Source organism: Microbacterium gallinarum, from assembly GCF_014837165.1.
GTDB classification, from domain to species: domain Bacteria; phylum Actinomycetota; class Actinomycetes; order Actinomycetales; family Microbacteriaceae; genus Microbacterium; species Microbacterium gallinarum.
In genome coordinates, this window is record NZ_JACSPM010000002.1 from 366,602 (window position 1) to 385,939 (window position 19,338).

14 protein-coding genes are annotated in these 19,338 nt (G+C 70.9%); 4 read left to right on the plus strand and 10 right to left on the minus strand.

The features are described from left to right. Nucleotides 1-19 precede the first annotated feature (19 nt). The 4 genes from H9622_RS08635 to H9622_RS08650 all read right to left on the minus strand — a co-directional run bounded on the left by H9622_RS08635 (nucleotide 20) and on the right by H9622_RS08650 (nucleotide 5,700). Complete coding sequence (locus tag H9622_RS08635; RefSeq protein ID WP_191765983.1) at nucleotides 20-2,479, minus strand: ATP-dependent helicase; 2,460 nt, start codon at nucleotides 2,477-2,479, stop codon at nucleotides 20-22. Between the two features lie 42 nt (nucleotides 2,480-2,521). Further along, complete coding sequence (locus tag H9622_RS08640) at nucleotides 2,522-3,670, minus strand: NAD(P)/FAD-dependent oxidoreductase (RefSeq protein WP_191766140.1); 1,149 nt, start codon at nucleotides 3,668-3,670, stop codon at nucleotides 2,522-2,524. A 163-nt stretch (nucleotides 3,671-3,833) separates the two neighbouring features. Then, nucleotides 3,834-4,508, minus strand: coding sequence for a LuxR C-terminal-related transcriptional regulator (locus tag H9622_RS08645; protein ID WP_191765984.1), 675 nt, complete (start codon nucleotides 4,506-4,508; stop codon nucleotides 3,834-3,836). After that, nucleotides 4,501-5,700, minus strand: a complete 1,200-nt coding sequence (locus tag H9622_RS08650) for an ATP-binding protein (RefSeq protein WP_191765985.1) — start codon at nucleotides 5,698-5,700, stop codon at nucleotides 4,501-4,503. The genes H9622_RS08645 and H9622_RS08650 overlap by 8 nt, the downstream gene beginning before the upstream one ends. A gap of 114 nt (nucleotides 5,701-5,814) precedes the next feature. Between H9622_RS08650 and H9622_RS08655 the strand changes: the two genes are divergently transcribed. Genes H9622_RS08655 through H9622_RS08665 form a run of 3 tightly spaced genes read left to right on the plus strand, consistent with a single transcriptional unit; the run spans nucleotide 5,815 to nucleotide 8,230 of the window. Continuing rightward, nucleotides 5,815-7,386, plus strand: coding sequence for a PspC domain-containing protein (locus H9622_RS08655; protein ID WP_191765986.1), 1,572 nt, complete (start codon nucleotides 5,815-5,817; stop codon nucleotides 7,384-7,386). A 12-nt stretch (nucleotides 7,387-7,398) separates the two neighbouring features. Then, a complete protein-coding gene (locus tag H9622_RS08660) occupies nucleotides 7,399-7,779 on the plus strand; it encodes a hypothetical protein (RefSeq protein WP_191765987.1) in 381 nt (126 codons plus the stop codon). Nucleotides 7,780-7,822: 43 nt separating this feature from the next. Beyond that, nucleotides 7,823-8,230, plus strand: a complete 408-nt coding sequence (locus H9622_RS08665) for a YccF domain-containing protein (protein ID WP_191765988.1) — start codon at nucleotides 7,823-7,825, stop codon at nucleotides 8,228-8,230. Between the two features lie 68 nt (nucleotides 8,231-8,298). Here the strand turns inward: H9622_RS08665 and H9622_RS08670 are convergent, their stop codons facing one another. The 5 genes from H9622_RS08670 to H9622_RS08690 are packed head-to-tail and all read right to left on the minus strand — an operon-like array spanning nucleotide 8,299 to nucleotide 15,436. Continuing rightward, nucleotides 8,299-9,366 (minus strand): peptidase C39 family protein, encoded by a 1,068-nt coding sequence (locus H9622_RS08670; protein ID WP_191765989.1) that lies wholly within the window; start codon nucleotides 9,364-9,366, stop codon nucleotides 8,299-8,301. Between the two features lies 1 nt (nucleotide 9,367). Then, a complete protein-coding gene (locus H9622_RS08675) occupies nucleotides 9,368-10,942 on the minus strand; it encodes an ATP-binding cassette domain-containing protein (protein WP_191765990.1) in 1,575 nt (524 codons plus the stop codon). Beyond that, complete coding sequence (locus H9622_RS08680) at nucleotides 10,939-11,799, minus strand: ABC transporter permease (RefSeq protein ID WP_191765991.1); 861 nt, start codon at nucleotides 11,797-11,799, stop codon at nucleotides 10,939-10,941. The genes H9622_RS08675 and H9622_RS08680 overlap by 4 nt, the downstream gene beginning before the upstream one ends. Further along, entirely contained in the window at nucleotides 11,796-12,791 is a 996-nt protein-coding gene (locus H9622_RS08685; protein ID WP_318247069.1) for an ABC transporter permease, read from the minus strand. The genes H9622_RS08680 and H9622_RS08685 overlap by 4 nt, the downstream gene beginning before the upstream one ends. Next, nucleotides 12,788-15,436, minus strand: coding sequence for an ABC transporter substrate-binding protein (locus H9622_RS08690; protein ID WP_191765992.1), 2,649 nt, complete (start codon nucleotides 15,434-15,436; stop codon nucleotides 12,788-12,790). Before H9622_RS08690 ends, H9622_RS08685 begins: the two co-directional genes overlap by 4 nt. 89 nt (nucleotides 15,437-15,525) lie before the next feature. Between H9622_RS08690 and H9622_RS08695 the strand changes: the two genes are divergently transcribed. Continuing rightward, nucleotides 15,526-16,233: a DUF1684 domain-containing protein gene (locus H9622_RS08695; protein WP_191765993.1), complete on the plus strand. Its 708-nt coding sequence runs from the start codon at nucleotides 15,526-15,528 to the stop codon at nucleotides 16,231-16,233. Nucleotides 16,234-16,257: 24 nt separating this feature from the next. Here the strand turns inward: H9622_RS08695 and H9622_RS08700 are convergent, their stop codons facing one another. Next, nucleotides 16,258-19,314 carry a hypothetical protein gene (locus tag H9622_RS08700; RefSeq protein WP_191765994.1) on the minus strand — a complete coding sequence of 1,019 codons (3,057 nt, stop codon included), beginning with the start codon at nucleotides 19,312-19,314 and terminating at the stop codon, nucleotides 16,258-16,260. Between the last annotated feature and the right edge of the window lie 24 nt (nucleotides 19,315-19,338).

Genomic DNA, 19,338 nt, shown 5'->3' on the forward strand with positions numbered 1-19,338 from the left:
CCGTTGCCCGCGCGCGCCCTTAGAGCTTCTCGATCGGCGCGATCTTGATCAGCAGCTTCTTGGGGCCGACCTTGTCGAACCGCACGTGCGCGACCCGCTTGGCGCCCTCACCGGTGACGGCGTCGACGCGGCCCTCGCCGAAGTCGTCGTGACGGATGCGGTCGCCCGGGGCGAGCTGCATGTCGCCGTTGTCGCGCACCTTCGCCGGGATGCGGTTCGCGAAGCGCTCGAGGTTGCCGGAGGGCTCGCGCTTGGCGAGCGGCACGAGGTCGTCGCCGTAGCGCTTGCCCGATCCGCCGTAGCCTGAGCCCGATCCGCGCCGTGCGTTGAGCGCGCGCGACTGCGTGCCGCCGCGCGAGTTCACGTCGCCCGGCGACTGCCGCCAGGTGAGCAGCTCGGCCGGGATCTCCTGCAGGAACCGGCTCGGCATCGCGACCGTCACCTCGCCGAACTGCGCACGGGTCATCGCGAGCGACACGTACAGCCGCTTGCGGGCGCGCGTGATGCCGACGTAGAACAGCCGGCGCTCCTCCTGGGGGCCGCCGGGCTCGCCCGCCGAGATCCGGTGCGGGATGAGGTCTTCCTCGACCCCGGTGACGAACACCGCGTCGTACTCGAGGCCCTTCGCGGTGTGCAGCGTCATGAGCGACACCGAGCCCGAGGCGTCCTCCAGATCATCCGCGTCGGAGACGAGCGCGACCTCTGCGAGGAAGTCGATCACGGTGCCCTCGGGGTTGTTGCGTGCGAACTCGCGCGCCACGGCGACGAGCTCGTCGAGGTTCTCGATGCGCGCTTCGTCCTGCGCGTCTTTGCTCGCCCGCAGCGCGTCGTAGTACCCGCTCTTGTTCAGCAGGAGCTGGAGGCCCTCGGCGACCGCAGTCGGCGGTGCCAGCTCGCCGCTCGCGGGGAGCATGAGAGCGGATGCCTCGGCCAGCACGGCATCGAGATGCGCGATCGCGGCTTGGATCTTGGGCCCCACGCTGAGGGCCGACGAGTTCGCGAGCGCGTCGCGGAAGGTGATCTGCTCCTCCTGCGCGTAGCGCGAGATCGCCTCGATGGTGACGTCGCCGATGCCTCGGCGCGGACGGTTGATGATGCGGCGCATCGCCATCTCGTCGGCCGGATTCGAGACCGCCACGAGGTAGGCCAGCGCGTCCTTGATCTCGGCGCGCTCGTAGAACTTCGTGCCGCCCATGATCTTGTACGGCACGGCCGAGCGGATGAAGATCTCTTCCAGCGCACGGGACTGCGAGTTCGTGCGATAGAAGACGGCCATCTGCGCGTAGTCGATGCCGGCCTTGCGCAGCACCTCCACCTCGTCGGCGACGAACTGCGCCTCGTCGTGCTGCGAGTAGCCGGTGAATCCGACGATCTGCTCGCCGGCGCCGACGTCGGTCCAGAGCTTCTTGTCTTTGCGGTCGAAGTTGTTGCTGATGACCGCGTTGGCGGCAGACAGGATGTTCTGGGTGGAGCGGTAGTTCTGCTCGAGCAGCACGACCTTCGCCCCCGGGTAGTCGCGCTCGAACTCGCTGATGTTGCGGATGTCGGCGCCGCGGAACGCGTAGATCGACTGGTCGGAGTCGCCGACGACGGTGAGCGAGGCGCCGGCTTTGTCGGGGTCGTCAGTCGGGTCGGCGTCGAAGATCATCATGCCGCCCGACGAGGCGATGGGCCCGGCATCCGATCCGATCGGCCGCGTCAGTTCGTGGATCAGCGCGTACTGGGCGTGGTTGGTGTCCTGATACTCGTCGACCAGGATGTGCCGGAACCGACGGCGGTACACGTCGGCGACGTGCGGGAAGGCGCGGAAGAGGAACACCGTCTGCCCGATGAGGTCGTCGAAGTCGAACGCGTTCGCGCGCTGCAGCTCGCGCTGGTAGGCCGCGAACAGCTCGACGAAGACGCGTTCGGCGGGATCGCTCATGTTCGCCGAGCGGGCATAGGACTCGGCATCCGACAGCTCGTTCTTCAGCTTGGAGATGCGGCTCTGCGTGGCCGCCGGGGTCAGTCCGTAGGCGTCGGCCTCGTGCTCCTTCACCAGCCGCTTGATGAGCGCCCGCGAGTCGCCCGAGTCGTAGATCGTGAACGCCTTCGTGAAGCCGAACTGCTCGGCCTCGCGGCGGAGGATGCGCACGCAGGCGGAGTGGAACGTCGAGATCCACATGCCGCGCGCAGCCTCGCCGACCAGCTGCTCGACACGCTCCCGCATCTCGCCCGCAGCCTTGTTGGTGAACGTGATCGCGAGGATCTGGCTCGGCCACGCCTCGCGTCCGCGCAGCAGCGACGCGATGCGACGTGTCAGGACGCTCGTCTTGCCGGAGCCGGCGCCGGCGACGATGAGCAGCGCCTGGCCGCGGTAGGTGACGGCCTCGCGCTGCTGCGGGTTGAGCCCGGCGAGAAGGTCTTCGTCGGGGCGTGCGCCGGCCTGCTGAGGCCCGCGATCTCCGCCGACGATGAGAGGAAAGGGGGCGTCGGTCATGGCCCGACAAGTCTAGGCGCGCACGGCGACACCCGCCCCCGCTCAGTCGACGGGTGCCCACTCCCGGTCGAACCAGCGACGCACGCGGGATGCTCCGAACTCGTGCTTGTCGGCGGCCAGGTCGAGCGACGGCCCGTGCATCGACCCGTTCGGACGCCCTTCGAAGAACGAGACCTCGACCATCCCGACCTCGTCGCCACCGAACTCGATGTAGCAGACGCCCCTGCCGTCGTAGGTCGGGCCGTCCGCGTCGCCCCGCACGCGGGCGGCGATCCGCCGGGCTGCCGTCGCCGCCTGACGTTCGGCGAACACGCCGGCCCGCGGGGTGCCGACCGCGGCGCAGTCCCCCACCGCGAAGACGCCGGGCCACGGCGTCTCGAGCGTTGCCGGGTCGACCGGCACCCACCCGTCGACGGTGAGACCGGATGCCTCGACCACCGCCGGCACCCGGTGCACCGGCACGCCGAGGTAGAGGTCGAACGGCAGCTCCGATCCGTCGCCGAGCCTCGCGACGCGCGCCTCTGCGTCGAGGGAGCGCACGTTCGTCTCGGGATGCCACGCGATCCCGCGCTCCACGAACGCGGCGAGAAGGGCGGTCGAGGCATCCCTCGACGGAGGAATCGGCCGCGGGAAAGGCATCACCAGCGAGATCGTGGACGAATCCCGGATGCCGCGCTCCCGCAGCAGCGCGTCGAGCAGGAGGGCCGTCTCGCTCGGCGCGGGCGGGCACTTGAAGGGGCCGGCGGTGATGCCGATGACCACGTCGCCGCCGTCGAACCCCGCGATGGTGTCGCGCAGGGCGAAGGCGCCGGCCTCGCTGTAGAACTCATGACCGACCTCGGCGAGCCCGGGCGTGCGCCCGATCTCGTAGTCGGCACCGAGCGCGATGACGAGGTAGTCGCCCGCGAAGGCGCCGGCCGTCGTCTCGACCTGCTTGGTCCGCGCGTCGATCGCGGTGACCTCGGCGTGCACGAACGTCACGCCCGGCTTCGCGAGATCGGCGTACCGGTGGAGCACCTGCTCGGCCGTCGTGCGGCCGAACATGACGTCGAGCTTCGAGTAGCCGAACACGAACCCCTCGGTGCGGTCGATGAGCACCACCTCGAGGTCGCCGGCGAACTCCTCGGCGAGCGTCGAGGCCAGCTCCAGCCCGCCGAACCCCGCCCCCAGCACCACGACGCGCTTGCCCATCACGACCTCGATCCCACATCGAAGAGCACGAACGCGCTCACTCTAGCGCCGGCTGCGCCCGCGCCTGAGGTCGAGCTGCCACTCGTGGCGGGCTGCCGCGCGCTCACCCCGCCACGGCTGGCAACTCGGCGCGCACCCGCGCGGGGGCCGCGCGCGCCGGAGGTCAGAGCAGACGGCGCTCCGAGGCCCAGGCGGTCAGCTCGTAGCGCGACGAGAGCTGGAGCTTGCGCAGCACCGCCGACACGTGGGTCTCGACGGTCTTGGTCGAGATGAACAGCTCCGCAGCCACTTCCTTGTAGGCGTAGCCGCGCGCGATGAGGCGCATGACCTCCTGTTCGCGGGCCGACAGCCGGTCGAGCTCATCGCTCGCGGTCGCGGTCTCGCCCGCGACCGCACCGAACGCGTCGAGCACGAAGCCCGCGAGCCGGGGCGAGAAGACGGCGTCGCCACCGGCGACCGCATGCACGGCGCGGCTCACCTCCTCGCCGGACGAGCCCTTCGTGATGTACCCGCGGGCACCGGCGCGGATGACGCGCACCACGTCCTCCGCGGCATCCGACACGCTCAAGGCGAGGAACCGCGTGCGCGGAGCGAGCAACGATGACCGGCGCAGCACGGCTTCGCCGCCGCTGGCATCCGGGATGCCGGCATCCGCCGCACCGGGCAGGTGCACGTCGAGCAGCACGACGTCGGGCTGCAGCTCGGCGATCACCGAGACGGCACCCGCGACATCGGCGGCCTCGCCGACGATCTCCACGGACGGATCGAGGTCGGCCCGCAGGCCCGACCGGAAGATCGAGTGGTCGTCGACGAGCACGACGCGCAGCGTCTCACCCACGTCGGGCCTCCTCTCCCGCGAAGTGCAGATGGACCTCGGTGCCGACGCCGCCCGCGCCGGGCTTCACCGTCGCCGTGCCGCCGACCCGGCGCAGCCGCCCGATGATCGACTCGCGCACGCCGAGGCGGTCGCCGGGTACGTCGTCCAGCGAGAACCCCGGTCCGCGATCGCGTACGTAGACGTCGACCCCGGTCGCGGTGCCCTCGATGTAGACCGAGACATCGCCGCCGGCGTGGCGCGCTGCGTTGAGCATGGCCTCGCGGGCGGCCGCGGCGATCTCGCCGCTCGCACGCTCGGTGGACAGGCCGGCCGAGACCACGTCGATGCGCACCGGGAAGTCGAGCTCGAGACCGCCCGCGTAGTCGCGGAGGTCGGTCGGCAGATCGCTGTCGGCGGGGCTGTCGCCGTCATAGAGCCAGGAGCGCAGCTCGCGCTCCTGCGCGCGGGCGAGCCGCGCCGCCTCGCTGGAGGGACCTGCGCGATTCTGGATGAGGGCCAGCGTCTGCAGCACCGAGTCGTGCAGGTGCGCCGCCATCTCGGCGCGCTGCTCCTCGCGAATCCGGCGAACGCGCTCGCCCGACAGCTCGCGCCACTTCGCGATCAGTGTCGAGGAGTAGACGGCGGCGATGCCGGCCAGGATCGCGACGGCGAACAGGAAGGCGACGAGTCCCGCCTCCTGCAGGATGCTGACCTGCATGACGATGAGGGCCACCAGGACGCCCGTCACCGTGAGGCGCACTGAGAGCTCATGGCGCGGTCCGCGCGCCGGGTCGTCGCGGTCGACGAACGTCGCCCACATCCCCGCGGCGACCGCGCACACGGTCGTGAACCCGACCCAGGCGAACCATCCCGGCTGCGTCGTCATGGGCGGCTGCGCCGCGGTCGTGCTCACGAGCTGCGCGGCGGTGCCGATCAGTCCCAGGCCTGCGGCCGCGGCGAGGAGCCACGCCACGGGCACGCGCCGCGTGGGCGCGGCATCCCCCTCCTGCCACGGCGTGAACAGCCAGATCCACGCATACAGCAGCGCGCCGGCACCCCACAGCAGTGTCAGCAGCACGAAGATCGCGCGCACCGCGGTGGTGCCCCAGCCGAGGTGCGCGGCGAGTGCCTCCGACGTGCCCGACACCGCACATGCGCGAGGTCGACGCAGAGGAACGCGCTCGCGCACGGCGGGAACGGCGGACGAGGACATGCCGCAATCCAACCACCCTCACGTTCGCGGGCCGTGCGTCAGGGGCGAAGATCAGGGTCGACTCAGGGGATCACCCCATGGCGGGTGCGCGCGGCGGCCCCGCAGGATCGAAGCATGGATTCGAATGCCGCACCGGATGCTGCACCCCTCACCGACCCCGGACCGCCGCCGCCCGTGCCCGGTGGCCGCGCACCGGCATGGGACCGCTTCTTCGCCTGGCTCACCGACCTCGGGCTCGCCCGCGGCGACGGCTGGATCGGCGGCGTCTGCGCCGGCCTCGCGGCACGTATCGGAATCGACCCGATCATCGTCCGCGGGGTCTTCGTGGTGGCCGCGCTGTTCGGGCTGCCGATGTTCCTCGTCTACGGGCTCGCGTGGGCGCTTCTGCCCGACCTGTCCGGACGGATCCATCTGCGCGACCTGATCGACCGCCGCTTCGACCCGGCCATGGTGGGCATCGGCCTCATGCTGCTCATCGGCATCTTCCCCGTCGTGCCGTGGTTCTTCGCCGCCGCCCTGCCATTCGGCCCGTTCTTCGACTGGTCGCCCTGGGGCGCGTTCTGGACCCTCGTCACCGTCGCCGTGATCGGCGGCGTCATCTACCTCATCGCGCGGTCCTCCTCGCACCGCGCCTCCACGTCCGGCATGCCGCCCGGGATGGATCCGCGAAGGGCTTCCGCGGATCCGGGCGACGCCGGCGAACCCGCGCAGGACGATTCGGGCGTCCGCGCGACGGCGGATCCGGCGAGCGCCGACGACTCAGCATCGTCAGCCGCCGGATCCGCCCTGACGCCCCCTCCCCTCGAGCCGTCGGCACCCGCAGGCGCAACGGACGCCGAGGTGGCCGCGTGGCGTGAGAGGCATGCGGCGTGGAAGCAGCAGGACCAGGCCTGGCGCCGTCAGCAGCAGGACGCCGAGCGTGCCGTGCGCGAGCAGGCCCGGGCCGAGCGCGCCGCCGCCATGGCGACGTTCACCGCGCAGGCGGCGGAGCAGCGCCGTCTGCGCCGCGCCTCGAACCCCCGCACGAGCTTCGGGTACGTCGTGTTCGCTATGGGCGCCGCGCTCGTCGTCGGCGCGGTCGCGTCGCTGTGGCGGAGTGCCTCCGAGCCGGACGAGCCGATGGTCGCCGTCGCACTCGGACTGTTCGCCGCGGCGCTCGTCGTCGCGGTCGCGATGATCGCTGCGGGCGCGATGCGTCGGCGCAGCGGGTTCCTCGCCTTCCTGGCGGTGGGGCTGCTCTTCGCCGGCGCCGGCACCGCCGCAGTTCCGGTCGCTCGCGGCATCGTCTTCGGCGACACCAGCGTCGGCACGTGGGATCCCCGCGACTTCACGCAGGTGTGGGGGCACCTCAACATCGACATCGGAGACCTCGGCGGCGCCGCCGAGGTCGACACGATCACGGTCGACAAGCGCAGCGGCTCAACCGACATCTGGGTCGGAGCCGGCGTGATCCTGACCCTGAAGGTCACGAGCCCCGAGGGCGTGGAGTGGTCCACCGTCGACGACCGGACCGGCGAACCCGTCGCCGACGGCGAGTGGGAGGGGGCCGAACTGGCCGACGGCCGCAGCGCCGTGCGTCAGCGCATCGACAATGCGCGACCCGACTCCGACGAGCCGCCCACCCGGCAGACCGTCGTGCTGGACCAGCAGTCCGGCACCGTCACCGTCTCGATCTACCAGCCCTGAACGGACCCGACCATGGACAACGAACCCACCGTGCCCTTCACCTCGCCGACGCAGCCCCTCACGCCGCCGCCGCTGACGCAGGCGCCGAGCACCCAGTACTCGGATGCCGGCACCGACGTGAAGTCGTCCGAGACGCCGTCCCCCCGGATCCGCTGGGCGGGCATCGTCTGGGGCACCGTCTTCGCGGTGCTCGCCGGCATCGCCGTATGGACGCTGGCCGAGGCATCCCGGATCACTGCGGTCCACGAATGGCTGCGCACCCTGTCGCCCACGGAGGTCCATCCCGGGTGGGTGATCGGCATCGTCGTGCTGGCCGGCGGCGTGCTGCTGCTGATCCTGGGCGGCGTCGCACTGCTGCGCAGCGCCCAGCTCCGCATGACCGTCGAACGATGACCGCGCCGGGCTTTCGATCAGGGAGCGTTGACAGGATGTACTGGTGCGCACCGTCCTGAACATCATCTGGCTCATCCTCGCCGGACTCTGGCTCTTCCTCGCCTATGTGCTGGCCGGCATCCTGCTGTGCATCCCGATCATCACGATCCCGTGGGCGATCGCGTCGTTCCGGACCGCGAACTACGCGCTGTGGCCGTTCGGCCGCACGATCGTCGCGAAGCCGAGCGCCGGGGTCGGCTCGTTCCTCGGCAACGTGATCTGGGTGATCTTCGCCGGCTGGTGGCTGGCACTAGCGCACATCGTTTCTGGCATCGCGCTCTTCATCACGATCATCGGCATCCCGCTGGCGATCGCCGACTTCAAGATGGTGCCGATCTCGCTGATGCCGCTCGGCAAGGACATCGTCTCGACGCGCGAGGGCGCCTTCGACCGCACGCTCAGCTCCCGCTGAGGCCGTCGGCGGTCGACCGGGAAGCGGACGACGGATGCCGCGCCCCACGGTCTCCGGTGGCCTGGACGTCAGCCGACCCGGGTGAAGATGACGCCGCGGTAGGCGTCGTCGCTCCAGCGCACGAGGCGATCGAGATCGTCCGGATGGATGGGCAGTTCGTGACTGTCGACCCAGGTCTCGCCCGCGTCGACGCCCACCCACGGATCCTCGACGACCAGCGTGTCGCCGACCCGAGCGTGGGCGACGACCCAGTGCGGACCGGTCTCGCCGTGCATGGGCTGCTCGTCGATGAGCAGCAGCGCGTGCTCGCCCGCGTCGACGCGGTGAACGACCTCATCGATGTCGACGCGGTCGCGACGGACCAGGATGCCGCGTTCCCGCGCCTGGCGGAGGGAGTCCTCCTGCAGTTCGGCACGGAAGGACCGGTCGAAGCCCGTGAAGCTCTCGAGCAGGACGGGCCCCTCGGAGTCGAGCGCGACCTCGACAGGAGCATCGCCGAGGTGATCGTGCAGCGCGACCGCCAGGCCGATCGGCTCGCACGCCGGGTAGTTGCTCGCCCGGCGCCAGAAGCCGAGCTCCACATCGCGATCAGCGGCACCCGCGCCGAAGCCGCCCGCCGCGCTGCCCTCGGCGGCGATGAGCGCGGCGACCGCACCGCATGTGAACAGCGTGGTCTGGGCGTAGTAGCCCGGCTCATCGTGCCCGGCGGGGACCAGCCAGCGCACGTATCCGCGGACGTTCTCGGTGCCCACCGCGGCCCACGGCCGTCGCATCGGCACGAAGCCCAGGTCTGCGGCGAACGCGGGCAGCTCCCCACCCGCGTCGACCTCCCACTTGAGCGCCACATCGCCCTGCGCGAGCGCGTGCTCGGCGACCACGTCGACCAGACCCGCGGCGGCGGACTCGTCGGCGCACCAGACGTCCGTGATCTTGATGGCCGCGGTCGCGGGGCGGCCTCGGGTGAGCACGGCGGCGAGCATCGCATCGTCGGCGCCGCGGGCGACCCACGCGGCCGGGCGATACTCCTCGCGTGCGCGGCGCCAGGGCTCGATCCGCTCGGCCGGCAGGCCCATCCCCTCGAGCTCATCGGCGACGGATGCCGGTGACGAGGAGTCGACGCGGAGGGAAGCGGGCATATCAGTCCTTCTTCGGGGATTCGAGGGCGGGATGGGTGTTCTCACGTCGCGCGGCGGCGACGAGCAGGGCCGTGTACTCGTGACGGGGCTCGGTCAGCACCTGGGCGCACGGGCCGGTCTCGACGACACGGCCATTCCAGAGCACGGTCACGGTGTCTGCCAGCATCCGGACCACGGCCAGGTCGTGGGAGATGAACAGGATCGCGATGCCCAGTTCGTCGCGCAGCCGCGTCAGCAGGGTGAGGATCTGCGCCTGCACCGATACGTCGAGCGCCGACACGGACTCGTCGCAGATGAGCAGCCGCGGATTGGGCGCGAGCGCGCGGGCGATCGCGACGCGCTGACGCTGTCCGCCGGAGAGCTCCGCGGGACGCTTGCGGGCGAAGTCTGCGGGAAGCCCCACCGTCGTCAGGAGCTCGGCGACCTCGGTCGCGGGCCTGCCCGCCACGCCCAGCGCCTCACGGAGGATCGCGCCGATCGACATCATCGGGTTCAACGAGGAGTACGGATCCTGGAAGACGATCTGCATCTGCTCCGGGGTGCGGGAGCGCCGACCCGGCGCAAGCGGTACGCCGTCGAACACGATCGACCCGGCATCCTCGGATTCGAGGCCGGCGATGCACCGCGCGAACGTCGACTTGCCCGAACCGGACTCCCCCACCACCCCCGCGATCTGCCCCGGCGCGATGTCGAGGGCGACGCCGTCGAGCACCTGCCGTTCGCCGAAGTGCTTGTCCACGCCGCTCGCGCTCAGCAGAAGCCCGGCCTCGTCGACAGGCGCCGCGGCCGCGGGCGGCGGCGCGACGGTCATCGTGGGGTCCGCCTCGATGAGAGCACGAGTGTACGGATGCTGCGGCGCGGCGAGCACGTCCGCCGTCGCGCCGCGTTCGACCACTTCGCCGTGACGCATCACGAGCACGTCGTCGGTGCGCCCGCGCACCATGCCGAGATCATGGGAGATGAGGATGACGCACAGGCTCCGGGCCCGCTGGACGCTGCGCAGCAAGTCGAGGATCTCCGCCTGGTTCGAGGCATCCAGGGCGGTCGTCGGCTCGTCGGCGATGATCAGCTGCGGGTCTGCGGCGAGCGCGGCCGCGATCGCGACGCGCTGACGCATGCCCCCGGAGAGCTGGTGCGGGAAGGAGCGGGCGACATGCGCCGGCAGCTTCACCTCGTCCAGGCGATCGGCGACGAGGCGGTCGCGCTCGGCCCGGGGCAGGCGGCGGCCGGCCGCGGCATCCAGGGTCCACCCGATCTGCTTGCCGCAGCGATGCACCGGCGAGAGGCTGGTGAACGGGTCCTGGAGCAGGAGCGTCACCGTGCCGCCGCGCGCCGACCGCCACGCCGGCTGAGACGAATCGAGCGCGAGCGCCCGCTCGCCGATCCGTACGCTGCCCTCGGCACGGAAGCCGCGAGGCAGGAGCCCGATGAGCGCCTTCGCGGTGAGGGTCTTGCCTGAGCCGGACTCGCCGATCAGTGCGAGCGTGCGGCCGGCACCGATGACCGCATCGATCGGCTGCACCATCGGGCCGTCGTGGCCGATGACGGTGAGCCCCGTGATCTCGACATCGCTCACAGCGTCTTCCCCACCTGTGAGAGTCTCTGTCCGGCCCAGTCGCCGACGAGGTTGACCGCGGAGGCGACGAGGATGATCAGCACGGCCGGGACGACGACGGCTGCCGGGTTGTCGAACATGATCGCGCGGTTGTCGGTGAGCTGGCGGCCCCAGTCCGGGATGCCGGGCGGAACACCCACGCCGAGGAACGACAGCGACGAGAAGGCGACGATCGCGAAGGCGACGTTGAGCATGACGTTGGTGAGCACCAGGGTGGAGACGTTGGGGAGGATGTGCCGGAACATGACCCGCCAGCGCGAGAGCGACAGCATCCGTGCCGCCTCGATGTACGGCCGGGCGGACTGCTCCAGCACGCCGGCGCGGACGATGCGGATGTCGGACGGGGAGAACAGCAGGATCAGCAGCCCCACCGTGACCCAGTACCCGCCGCCGAAGACACCCGACACGACGATCGCGGCCAGCAGCACCGGGAGGGCGAGGAGCAGATCGGTCCAGCGGCTGACAACGACATCGAGCCAGCCACGCTCGTAGCCGGCGAGGGTGCCCAGGACGATCCCGAGGGCCATCGAGCCGAGCGCGACGCAGAGGGGCCCGATGAGAGCGGATGCTGCGCCCGCGACGGTCATCGCCCACACGTCGCGGCCGAGCTCGTCCGTGCCCAGCAGGTGCCCGGGGGTTCCGGGGGGCAAGAGCCCGGAGAGGATGTCCTGCCGCATCGCGTCGGGGTAGAGGATGCCGCCGAACACGACGGCGAACGCCGTGACGGCGAGCACGACGAGTGCGAAGACCACCGTGACGGACTTGCGGCGACGACGACGGCGCGTGGGCGCGGCGAGCAGATCGATCGCGGCGGTCATGCGGGCAGCGCTCCTCGGCGGATGCGGGGATCGAGGAGCAGGTACGCGAGGTCGGCCAGCAGCGCGATCACCGCGATGACCACGGCGACCAGCAGCGTCAGCGACTGCACGACGGCGATGTCCTTGAAGAGGACGGAGTCCTGCAGAAGCGTCCCGAGCCCGGGAAGCGCGTACGTGGTCTCGGCGAGCACGGTGCCGCCGACAAGGAAGGTGAGCACGAGACTCGCTCCGGTCACGATCGGGATGGCCGCGTTGCGCAGCGCGATGCGCTGCACCTGCGGCTCTGGGATCCCGCGAGCGCGGGCGGAGGTCACGTAGTCCGACTCGAGCTCGCGGATCATTGCCGTGCGGGTGAGCTTCACCACGATCGCCCCGAGCCCGAGGGCCAGGGTCACCGCCGGGAGCACGAGATGCCAGAGGGTGTCGAGCCCGCCGGATCCCGCGCCGTAGACGGGGAATATCCGCAGGTAGTACGCGAACGCGTACAGCAGCAGCAGGCCGACCGCAAAGGTCGGGGCGCTCAGCCCGAGCACCGCGAGGCTGTTGGCGGTGCGGTCGGCCCACCCGCCCGCGCGCACGGCGCTGTGCACGCCGAGCGGGACGGCGACGACGACGGCGATCACGAACGACAGTGCGCAGAGGGTCAGTGTGAGGCCCACACGCTGGCCGATGGCGTCCGCGACGGGGACCTGGAGGCGGATGGACTGGCCCAGGTCGCCGACGAGGAAGGCGCCGAGCCACTTGAGGTACTGCAGCCACACCGGGTCGTCGAGGTTGTACTGCTCGCGGATCGCCGCCACCGCCTCCGGCGAGGTCGGGCGATTGCCGAGCAGGTTCTTGACGATGTCACCGGGAGCAAGGTGCATCAGGGAGAAGATGACGACCGACAGCACGAGCAGCACGGCGAGCACGCCGAGCACGCGCACCACCAGCAGCCGGCCCACGGACCGGTACCGCGATGCGCGCGCTCGGACGGGGAGGGGCTGGGTCACTGACCCGCCCGGTACAGCTGGGTCGGCCACGAAGAGATGAAGGCGAATGAGCTGTAGTCGTTCATGCCCAGGTTCTTCGCGAAGGCCGTGGCGGACTGGCCCCACCACAGCGGGACGTTGATCGCGTCCTCGGCCTGCAGCGTCTCGGCCTGCACGAGCAGGTCGATGCGCGCTGCGGGGTCGGAGGCCGCGCCCGCCTGTGCGATCAGGTCGACGATCGCGGGGTTGTCATACCCGGCGGGGTTGCCGGCGCCCAGGAGGTAGCTGGGCACCTCGGCCGGGTCGCCGAGCGTCGAGAAGTACCACATCAGGTTGACACCGTGGTCGGACGAGGCGTCCAGGCTCGCGAGCCACTCCTCGATCGGCACCTCACGGACTTTCAGCGTGATCCCGACCTCTTCCAGGTTCTGCGCGAGGGCCTGCGCGGCCGTGCCCAGCTGCGGGCCGGTGTTCGGGGTCAGCAGCTCGGCCTCGAACCCGTCGGGGACGGACGACGCGGCGAGCGCGGCCTTCGCGGCATCCAGGTCGTAGTCCCACTGAGGGATGTCGGCGAGCACGTCGCGCGCTTCCTCGGCGTCGAAGGCGGCACCGAGCGACTCGGGCGTCATGATGGCTGTCGCGGCCTCGCCGTGGCCACGCAGGAGCTTGTCGACGTACGCCTCTCGGTCGACCGCGTGGGCGAACGCCTCACGCACCTTCGGGTCGTCGAACGGCGCGACATTGGTGTTGAAGTAGAGGCCCACGTACGACAGGTCGTTGACGTAGTCCACGCGCATCGTGTCGAGGTTCTCCCACTGCGGCGACTGCGCCAGCGGGACGTTGAAGGCCACATCGACATCGCCCGACTGCGCCGCGAGAAGTCGCGTGGACTCGTCGGGCACGAAGTTGACCGTGATCTCCTTGACCTTCGGCAGTTCGCCCCACCACGTGTCGACACGCTCGAAGGTCACGTGCGAGTCGGGCGCGAACTCGGTCACCTGGTAGGGGCCCGATCCGAGCAGCAGTGCGTCGGGCGTGCCGACCTTTCCGTCGTGCTCCTCCCAGAACGCCTTCGAGGTGACGAAGGCCGCGCCGCCGGTGCTCATGTTCGACGCGAACGCCGCATCGGGCTCCGTCAGCGTGATCGTCACCTCGGCGTCGCCGGTCTTCTCGATCGTGTCGACGTTGGTGAGGTAGTACGCCAGGCCCGGCGAGCTGGTCTCATCGCGCGCCTGCTCGAGGCTGAACACCACGTCGTCGGCGGTGACCGGGGTGCCGTCCTGGAACGAGGCATCGTCGCGCAGTTCGTAGACGTAGGTGAGCTCGTCGGTCTGCTCCCAGGACTCGGCGAGGCCGGGCTGCACCCGGCCCTGCGCGTCGATGGAGACGAGGCCCTCCTGCGCGATGGACGCGATGTAGTAGTTGAGGATGCCGGCCTCCTGGCCGACGTAGAGGCTCGACAGGGAGCCGGGCAGCGCGACCGTGATGTGCTCGATCTCGGCGCCGGAGTCGGGGGCGGTGGTGTTCTCGGGCGTGGCACTTGCGCACGCGGTCAGCAGCAGCGCGCTCGCTGCGGCGACCGTGGCGGCCTGCGCCAGGCGAGCGGTGGACGGGAACGGCATGGCGGGGTTCTCCTCGGGTAGGGGTGCGGCGGTGCGGAATCTGGCGCGATGGCTCTCGCTGCGCCGACGGGCGTCGAAAGTGGCCTCGACTTCCGCCGTGGTGGGTCGGTGGGATGCGAGCGTGCGGATGGCGGCGGCGACAGCGGGGATCTCCGCGGCCTCGAGCAGGGTCGTCGCCGATGTCCGGCGGGTGAACGACGGCGAGAGGCCGAGGGCGCGAAGCCCGTTCGGCAACGTGATGCCGGCGAGGTCGGACTCGGCGACGAACGCCGTGCCGACACCGTGGGCGGCCAATGCGATCGCGGCGTCGGGGCGGCCGGTGACGATGTCATCGGCGCGCTCGATGCGGCCGATCGCCTCCGCGACGACGTCACTGCACGTGCCGCGCCCGCGAATCCAGGGCAAGCCGCTCAGCGCGCGGGGGTCGAGACGGCCGGCCGGCGCATCCGCGTCGGCGACGGTGAGAGCGACGACTTCCTCGGCGAAGAGGAACGTCGAGCGCGCGCCGGCACGGCGCGGCGCCGGGCGGCGGCGGCTACCGGCGGCGGCAACATCGATCGTGACGGCGACGTCGGCCCGACCGCCGCGCACCAGCTCGAGAGCCGCAGTCGTGTCGTCGGTCTCGTGGACCGATACCTCGATCCCCGGGATCTCGGCCGCCAGGCGTGCGAAGGCCGGTGCGATGACGTGCGCCACGCACTCGACGGGCGCGGCGATGCGGACGACTCCCGCCCTCCTGCCGAGGACGCGCGCCAGCTCGGTCGCCGCGGCGGTGAGGCTGGCGTCGATGCGCGGTGCGTGCTGCGCCAGCAGCGCGCCGACGGGAGTGAGGGTCGCAGCTCGGGCGGTGCGGGCGACGAGGGTGGCGCCGAGCCGCGCTTCGAGCCGCTGCACGTGCTGGGTGATCGTCGGCTGAGTGAAGCCGAGCGCACGGGCGGCGGCGCTGATGGACCCCTCCTGGTCGATCGCGACCAGGATCCGCAGCGAGTGGACATCGAGAGCACGCGTCAGTGCATCGATCTCCGGCGCATCAATGCTGTCCATAGGAGGATGCTATTCATACTCAGATTTCGATGGTGTAACAATATGTATCGGTTCGACACTCGCCGTCATCGACCACGAGGATGGGACGCATGAACGCCGCGCACGACCGCTGGACCGCGACGAGGGATGCCGCCGTCTGGGCCCCGCATGGCATCGCCGCGCTCGCTGCCACCCACTGGCTCGACGACGTCGAGCGCGAGTACGACGGCGTTCCCGGCTGGTGGCGTGCCGACGGCACCGCCGCCGCCGGACGCCAGACGCCGGCCGACGTCCGCCTGCGACGGGGCGAGGCGATGTACTTCGGCGACCTGATGCTGCGTGCCGTCGACCGTGACGGTGCGATCGCGCTGCGGGCGTGGGATCCGGATGCCCCGTCCCGGCGCGGCATCTCGGCGATCGTGCGCGCTGCCTACGATCCCGCATTCCACGTGCGCGGCGAGTTCGCAGCGACGCCCCGCGCGGCAGAGCGACAGACGGTCGACGGCCGACGCGACGATATCGTTTACCCGGGCGCGGTGACCTTCGAGCTCGACGGAGCGGAGCTCGAGCTGACTGTCGAGCAGGAGGACGACGGGTCGTTCTTCGCCGCCTTCTCCGATGCGACCAGCGGCACCGAGAGCTACCAGTTCCGCTTCCTCCGCCTCGCGGCGCCCGACGCCGCAGGGTGCGTCGAGGTCGATCTCAACCGCGCCTACCTGCCGCCTTGTGCGTTCTCGGACCACTACACCTGTGCGTTCCCGCCCCCGAGCAACCGGTGGGCGGTCCCCATCACGAGCGGCGAGCTCCTCGTACGCTGACTACGCGCGACCCGCGGCTCCGTCTCAGGAGGGGACGGATGCCTCGTCCTCCCGCCGCTTCCACGGCATCGCGAGCAGCAGCCCGACGACGACGAGCGCCCCGCCGACGGCCGCCGCGATCCACGGCGTCTCGGGCGGGATCTCCAGATACGTCGTGATGCCGAGGATGCGCGCAAGACCCCACGGCAGGAGGCCCATCTCGTCGTTCCACAGGGTGAGCGCGCGCTCCAGGCCGATCGCCCCGACGACGACTGCGGGCAGGGCGAGCCCGGCCCCGATCGCCGCCAGCACGAAGCCGGTCGCACGCCGCGCACGCACCTGCGCCGCCAGCGCCCAGCCGGCGGCGACGAACACCCACACGAACAGCGCGAAGGCGACCGCGATGTAGGCGGTGCGGAAGGCGGGCTCGGTCCAGAAGGCGAACCAGTACCCGCCCGGACCGGTGAGTGACAGCGCGATGAGCGTCACGATGCACCGCAGCATGATCACGCCGCCGACCGCGGCGATGACCGGCCACGGCGAGCGCCGGCCGACGAGGATCCGCACGACGAGCGCGAACACCGCCCACGCCGCGAAGACGACGGCGAGGTGCGTCCACGACAGAAATGACGTCTGCACCGCGCGCGTCGCCACGAGCAGCGCGGCCGGCACGATCAGCAGCAGCCAGCGATCGAGCTCGAGCATGCCGAGCGTCGATTCACGCGCCCGCCACGGTCGCGTCGACGCGATCCACGACGCGCGGGCTGCGGCCGCGCCCGGCCGGCGCACCAGGCTCGTCCGGGCCGCGAGCATCCCGATCACGACCCACGCGATCGCGAGTGCGAGCAGGATGCGAGCGAGCCACGACATCAGCAGGTCGCGCTCCGCGCGCTCCACACCGAGCTGCGCGGCGGTGAGGTTGTACGCCGGGTAGTCGATGTCGCCTTCGTACGTCTCCAGGTGCGCGGCCGCGAGCGCCTCGAACGCGGCCCGGTCCGCGTCCCACGCGGCGTAGGCATCGGGCGACAGCGTGTCGTGCCACTCCCCCTGGTGCAGGATCATCGCTCGGTACGCCGCAAGCAGCCGCAGCACGTCGGCCTCGTAATCGAGAGTGCCGGTGAAGGCGTCGCGCAGTGCGGGGTCGCGCCAAGTCGCGGCATCCGTCCCCGCCACCGCCTCGCGCATGCGCTCGACCGTCGCGACGGCCTCCTCGCCTCCGGCGATCGCCTGATCGATGTCGCCGCCGGTCGCGTCGCGGGCGATCGCGTAGAGGACGTCGAGCACCGCGGAGTCGCCGGTGAGGATGTCCCACTCGAAGATCCACATCATGGGCGGCGGCTCGAGTCCGATGGCGAACACGCGCTGGTCGGCGAACTGCTCGATGTAGAGGCCCTGTTCGATCGCCTCGCGCGACTGGTCCATCGCGTCGACGATCGTGGCCACGGTCTCGGGGTCGTCGGAGAACCACTGCCGCGCCCAGGCCGCGGTCACGTCGGCCACGTCGGTGTCGGGATCGCGCGCGAGCGCAGCGGCCACGACCGTGTCGAGCTCGTAGAGCTGCCAGAACCCCGCCTTGAGGTACAGCGTCATGGGGCCGGCACGCCACGGACCGCCGTCCTGCGTCCACACCCACACACCCTCGATGCGGTCGTTGGCGGCCAGCAGGGTCTGCAGCGCGTACTGGTACTCACGCCCCAGGTCGTTCGGGAAGGCGCCGAAGTTCTCGAACTCGCGGCGCGACTGGAACTCGACGATGCGCCGCTGCTGCCCCTGCTCGAGCGTGTCGTTGAGCGGCAGCCAGCTGTAGAAGTCGCCGAGGGTGTACTTCGTCGAAACGATGAGCGCCGGCGAGTCGATGCCGCCGAGCACCTCCTCGTACGAGACCGGGTTGGTGTGCATGTCGCCGACGGCTCCGACGCCGACGCTCCACGTGCGGAAGATCACTTCCCGGTCGGATGCCTCGGCCTGCGCACTGAGGGTGTCGAGCATTGCCCGCACCGCGGTCGGAGTGCGCACCGCGAGCTGCGAGTAGTAGTCCCAGCCCTCGACGTCGTAGACCTCGCCCGCCTCGCCGATACGGATGAGGATGCCGTCGAGCGCGGGCTCGGCCGCGTAGAGCTCATCGAGTCCGGCCGCGTACACGTCCCAGAGCGCCGGGTTCTCTGTGTCGAGCGACCCGAGTGTGTCGACGAGGTAGTCCTCGAGCGGCGTCGTGAGCGTGAGCATGTCGGTGCGCAGGAACACGTCCATGCCGAGCTCGTCGGCGTGCTGCCAGAACGGGCCGAATGCGTCGCGCAGCGCGAGCGCCTGTGCGCGGTGCGCGTCACCCGGCGTGTAGACGACGCCGTCGGCGACCTCGTCGAACGCGACGAACTCGATGAATCCGGGAAAAGCCACGGCGTTGTAGCCGTTGGCCAGCGAGTGCCGCACGAACTCGTCGAAGTCGGCGAACGCCTCGGCGAGCGCGGCCTCGTCGATGTAGGGAGGCTCGGGGAGCAGCACCTGGGCGAAGGCCTTCGATGCGTGCGAGTAGTCGGTGCCGGGCTCCCAGGCGGCCGGGTCGGGCTCGACGCCCACTGCGCCCATGTCGACCATGCGGAACGGCAGGCGCGACGGTGCGTGCTCGCCGATCAGGTCGGTGAGCGGCGCAGCGGCGCGTACCCGGACAGCGAGCTCATACAGCGCTCTGGCAGCCCCCGCGTCGGCATCGGCATCGATCCGGAGGGCGGAGGCGTCCCCGGTCAGACGATATCCGTCCGGCTCCGGGATCTCTCCGTCGTCTGGCTCGCTCTCCTCCTCCATGACGGCGACGGTGATCGTCACCGATCCTCGGCGTTCCGAGGCGGCGTCGATCGCGCTGCGCAGCTCGTCCACCGCAGCCTCGACACGGGGCGAGTCCGGCGCGCGAACGGCGCCGAGCGACGGCGGCGCGACCGGGTCGGCGATGTCGGGTGCGGTCGGAGCAGCGGGCGACATCTGCTCGGCCGGCTCGGTGCGGATGCCGAGCGCGTCGCTCACAGCGGCGCCGAGTCCGGTTCCGAGGGCGAGCAGCACGAGAGCGGTGATGACAGCGAGGATGCCTCGCCGTCGCGCCGTCGTCATTGGACTAAGTTACATCGCCCGGAC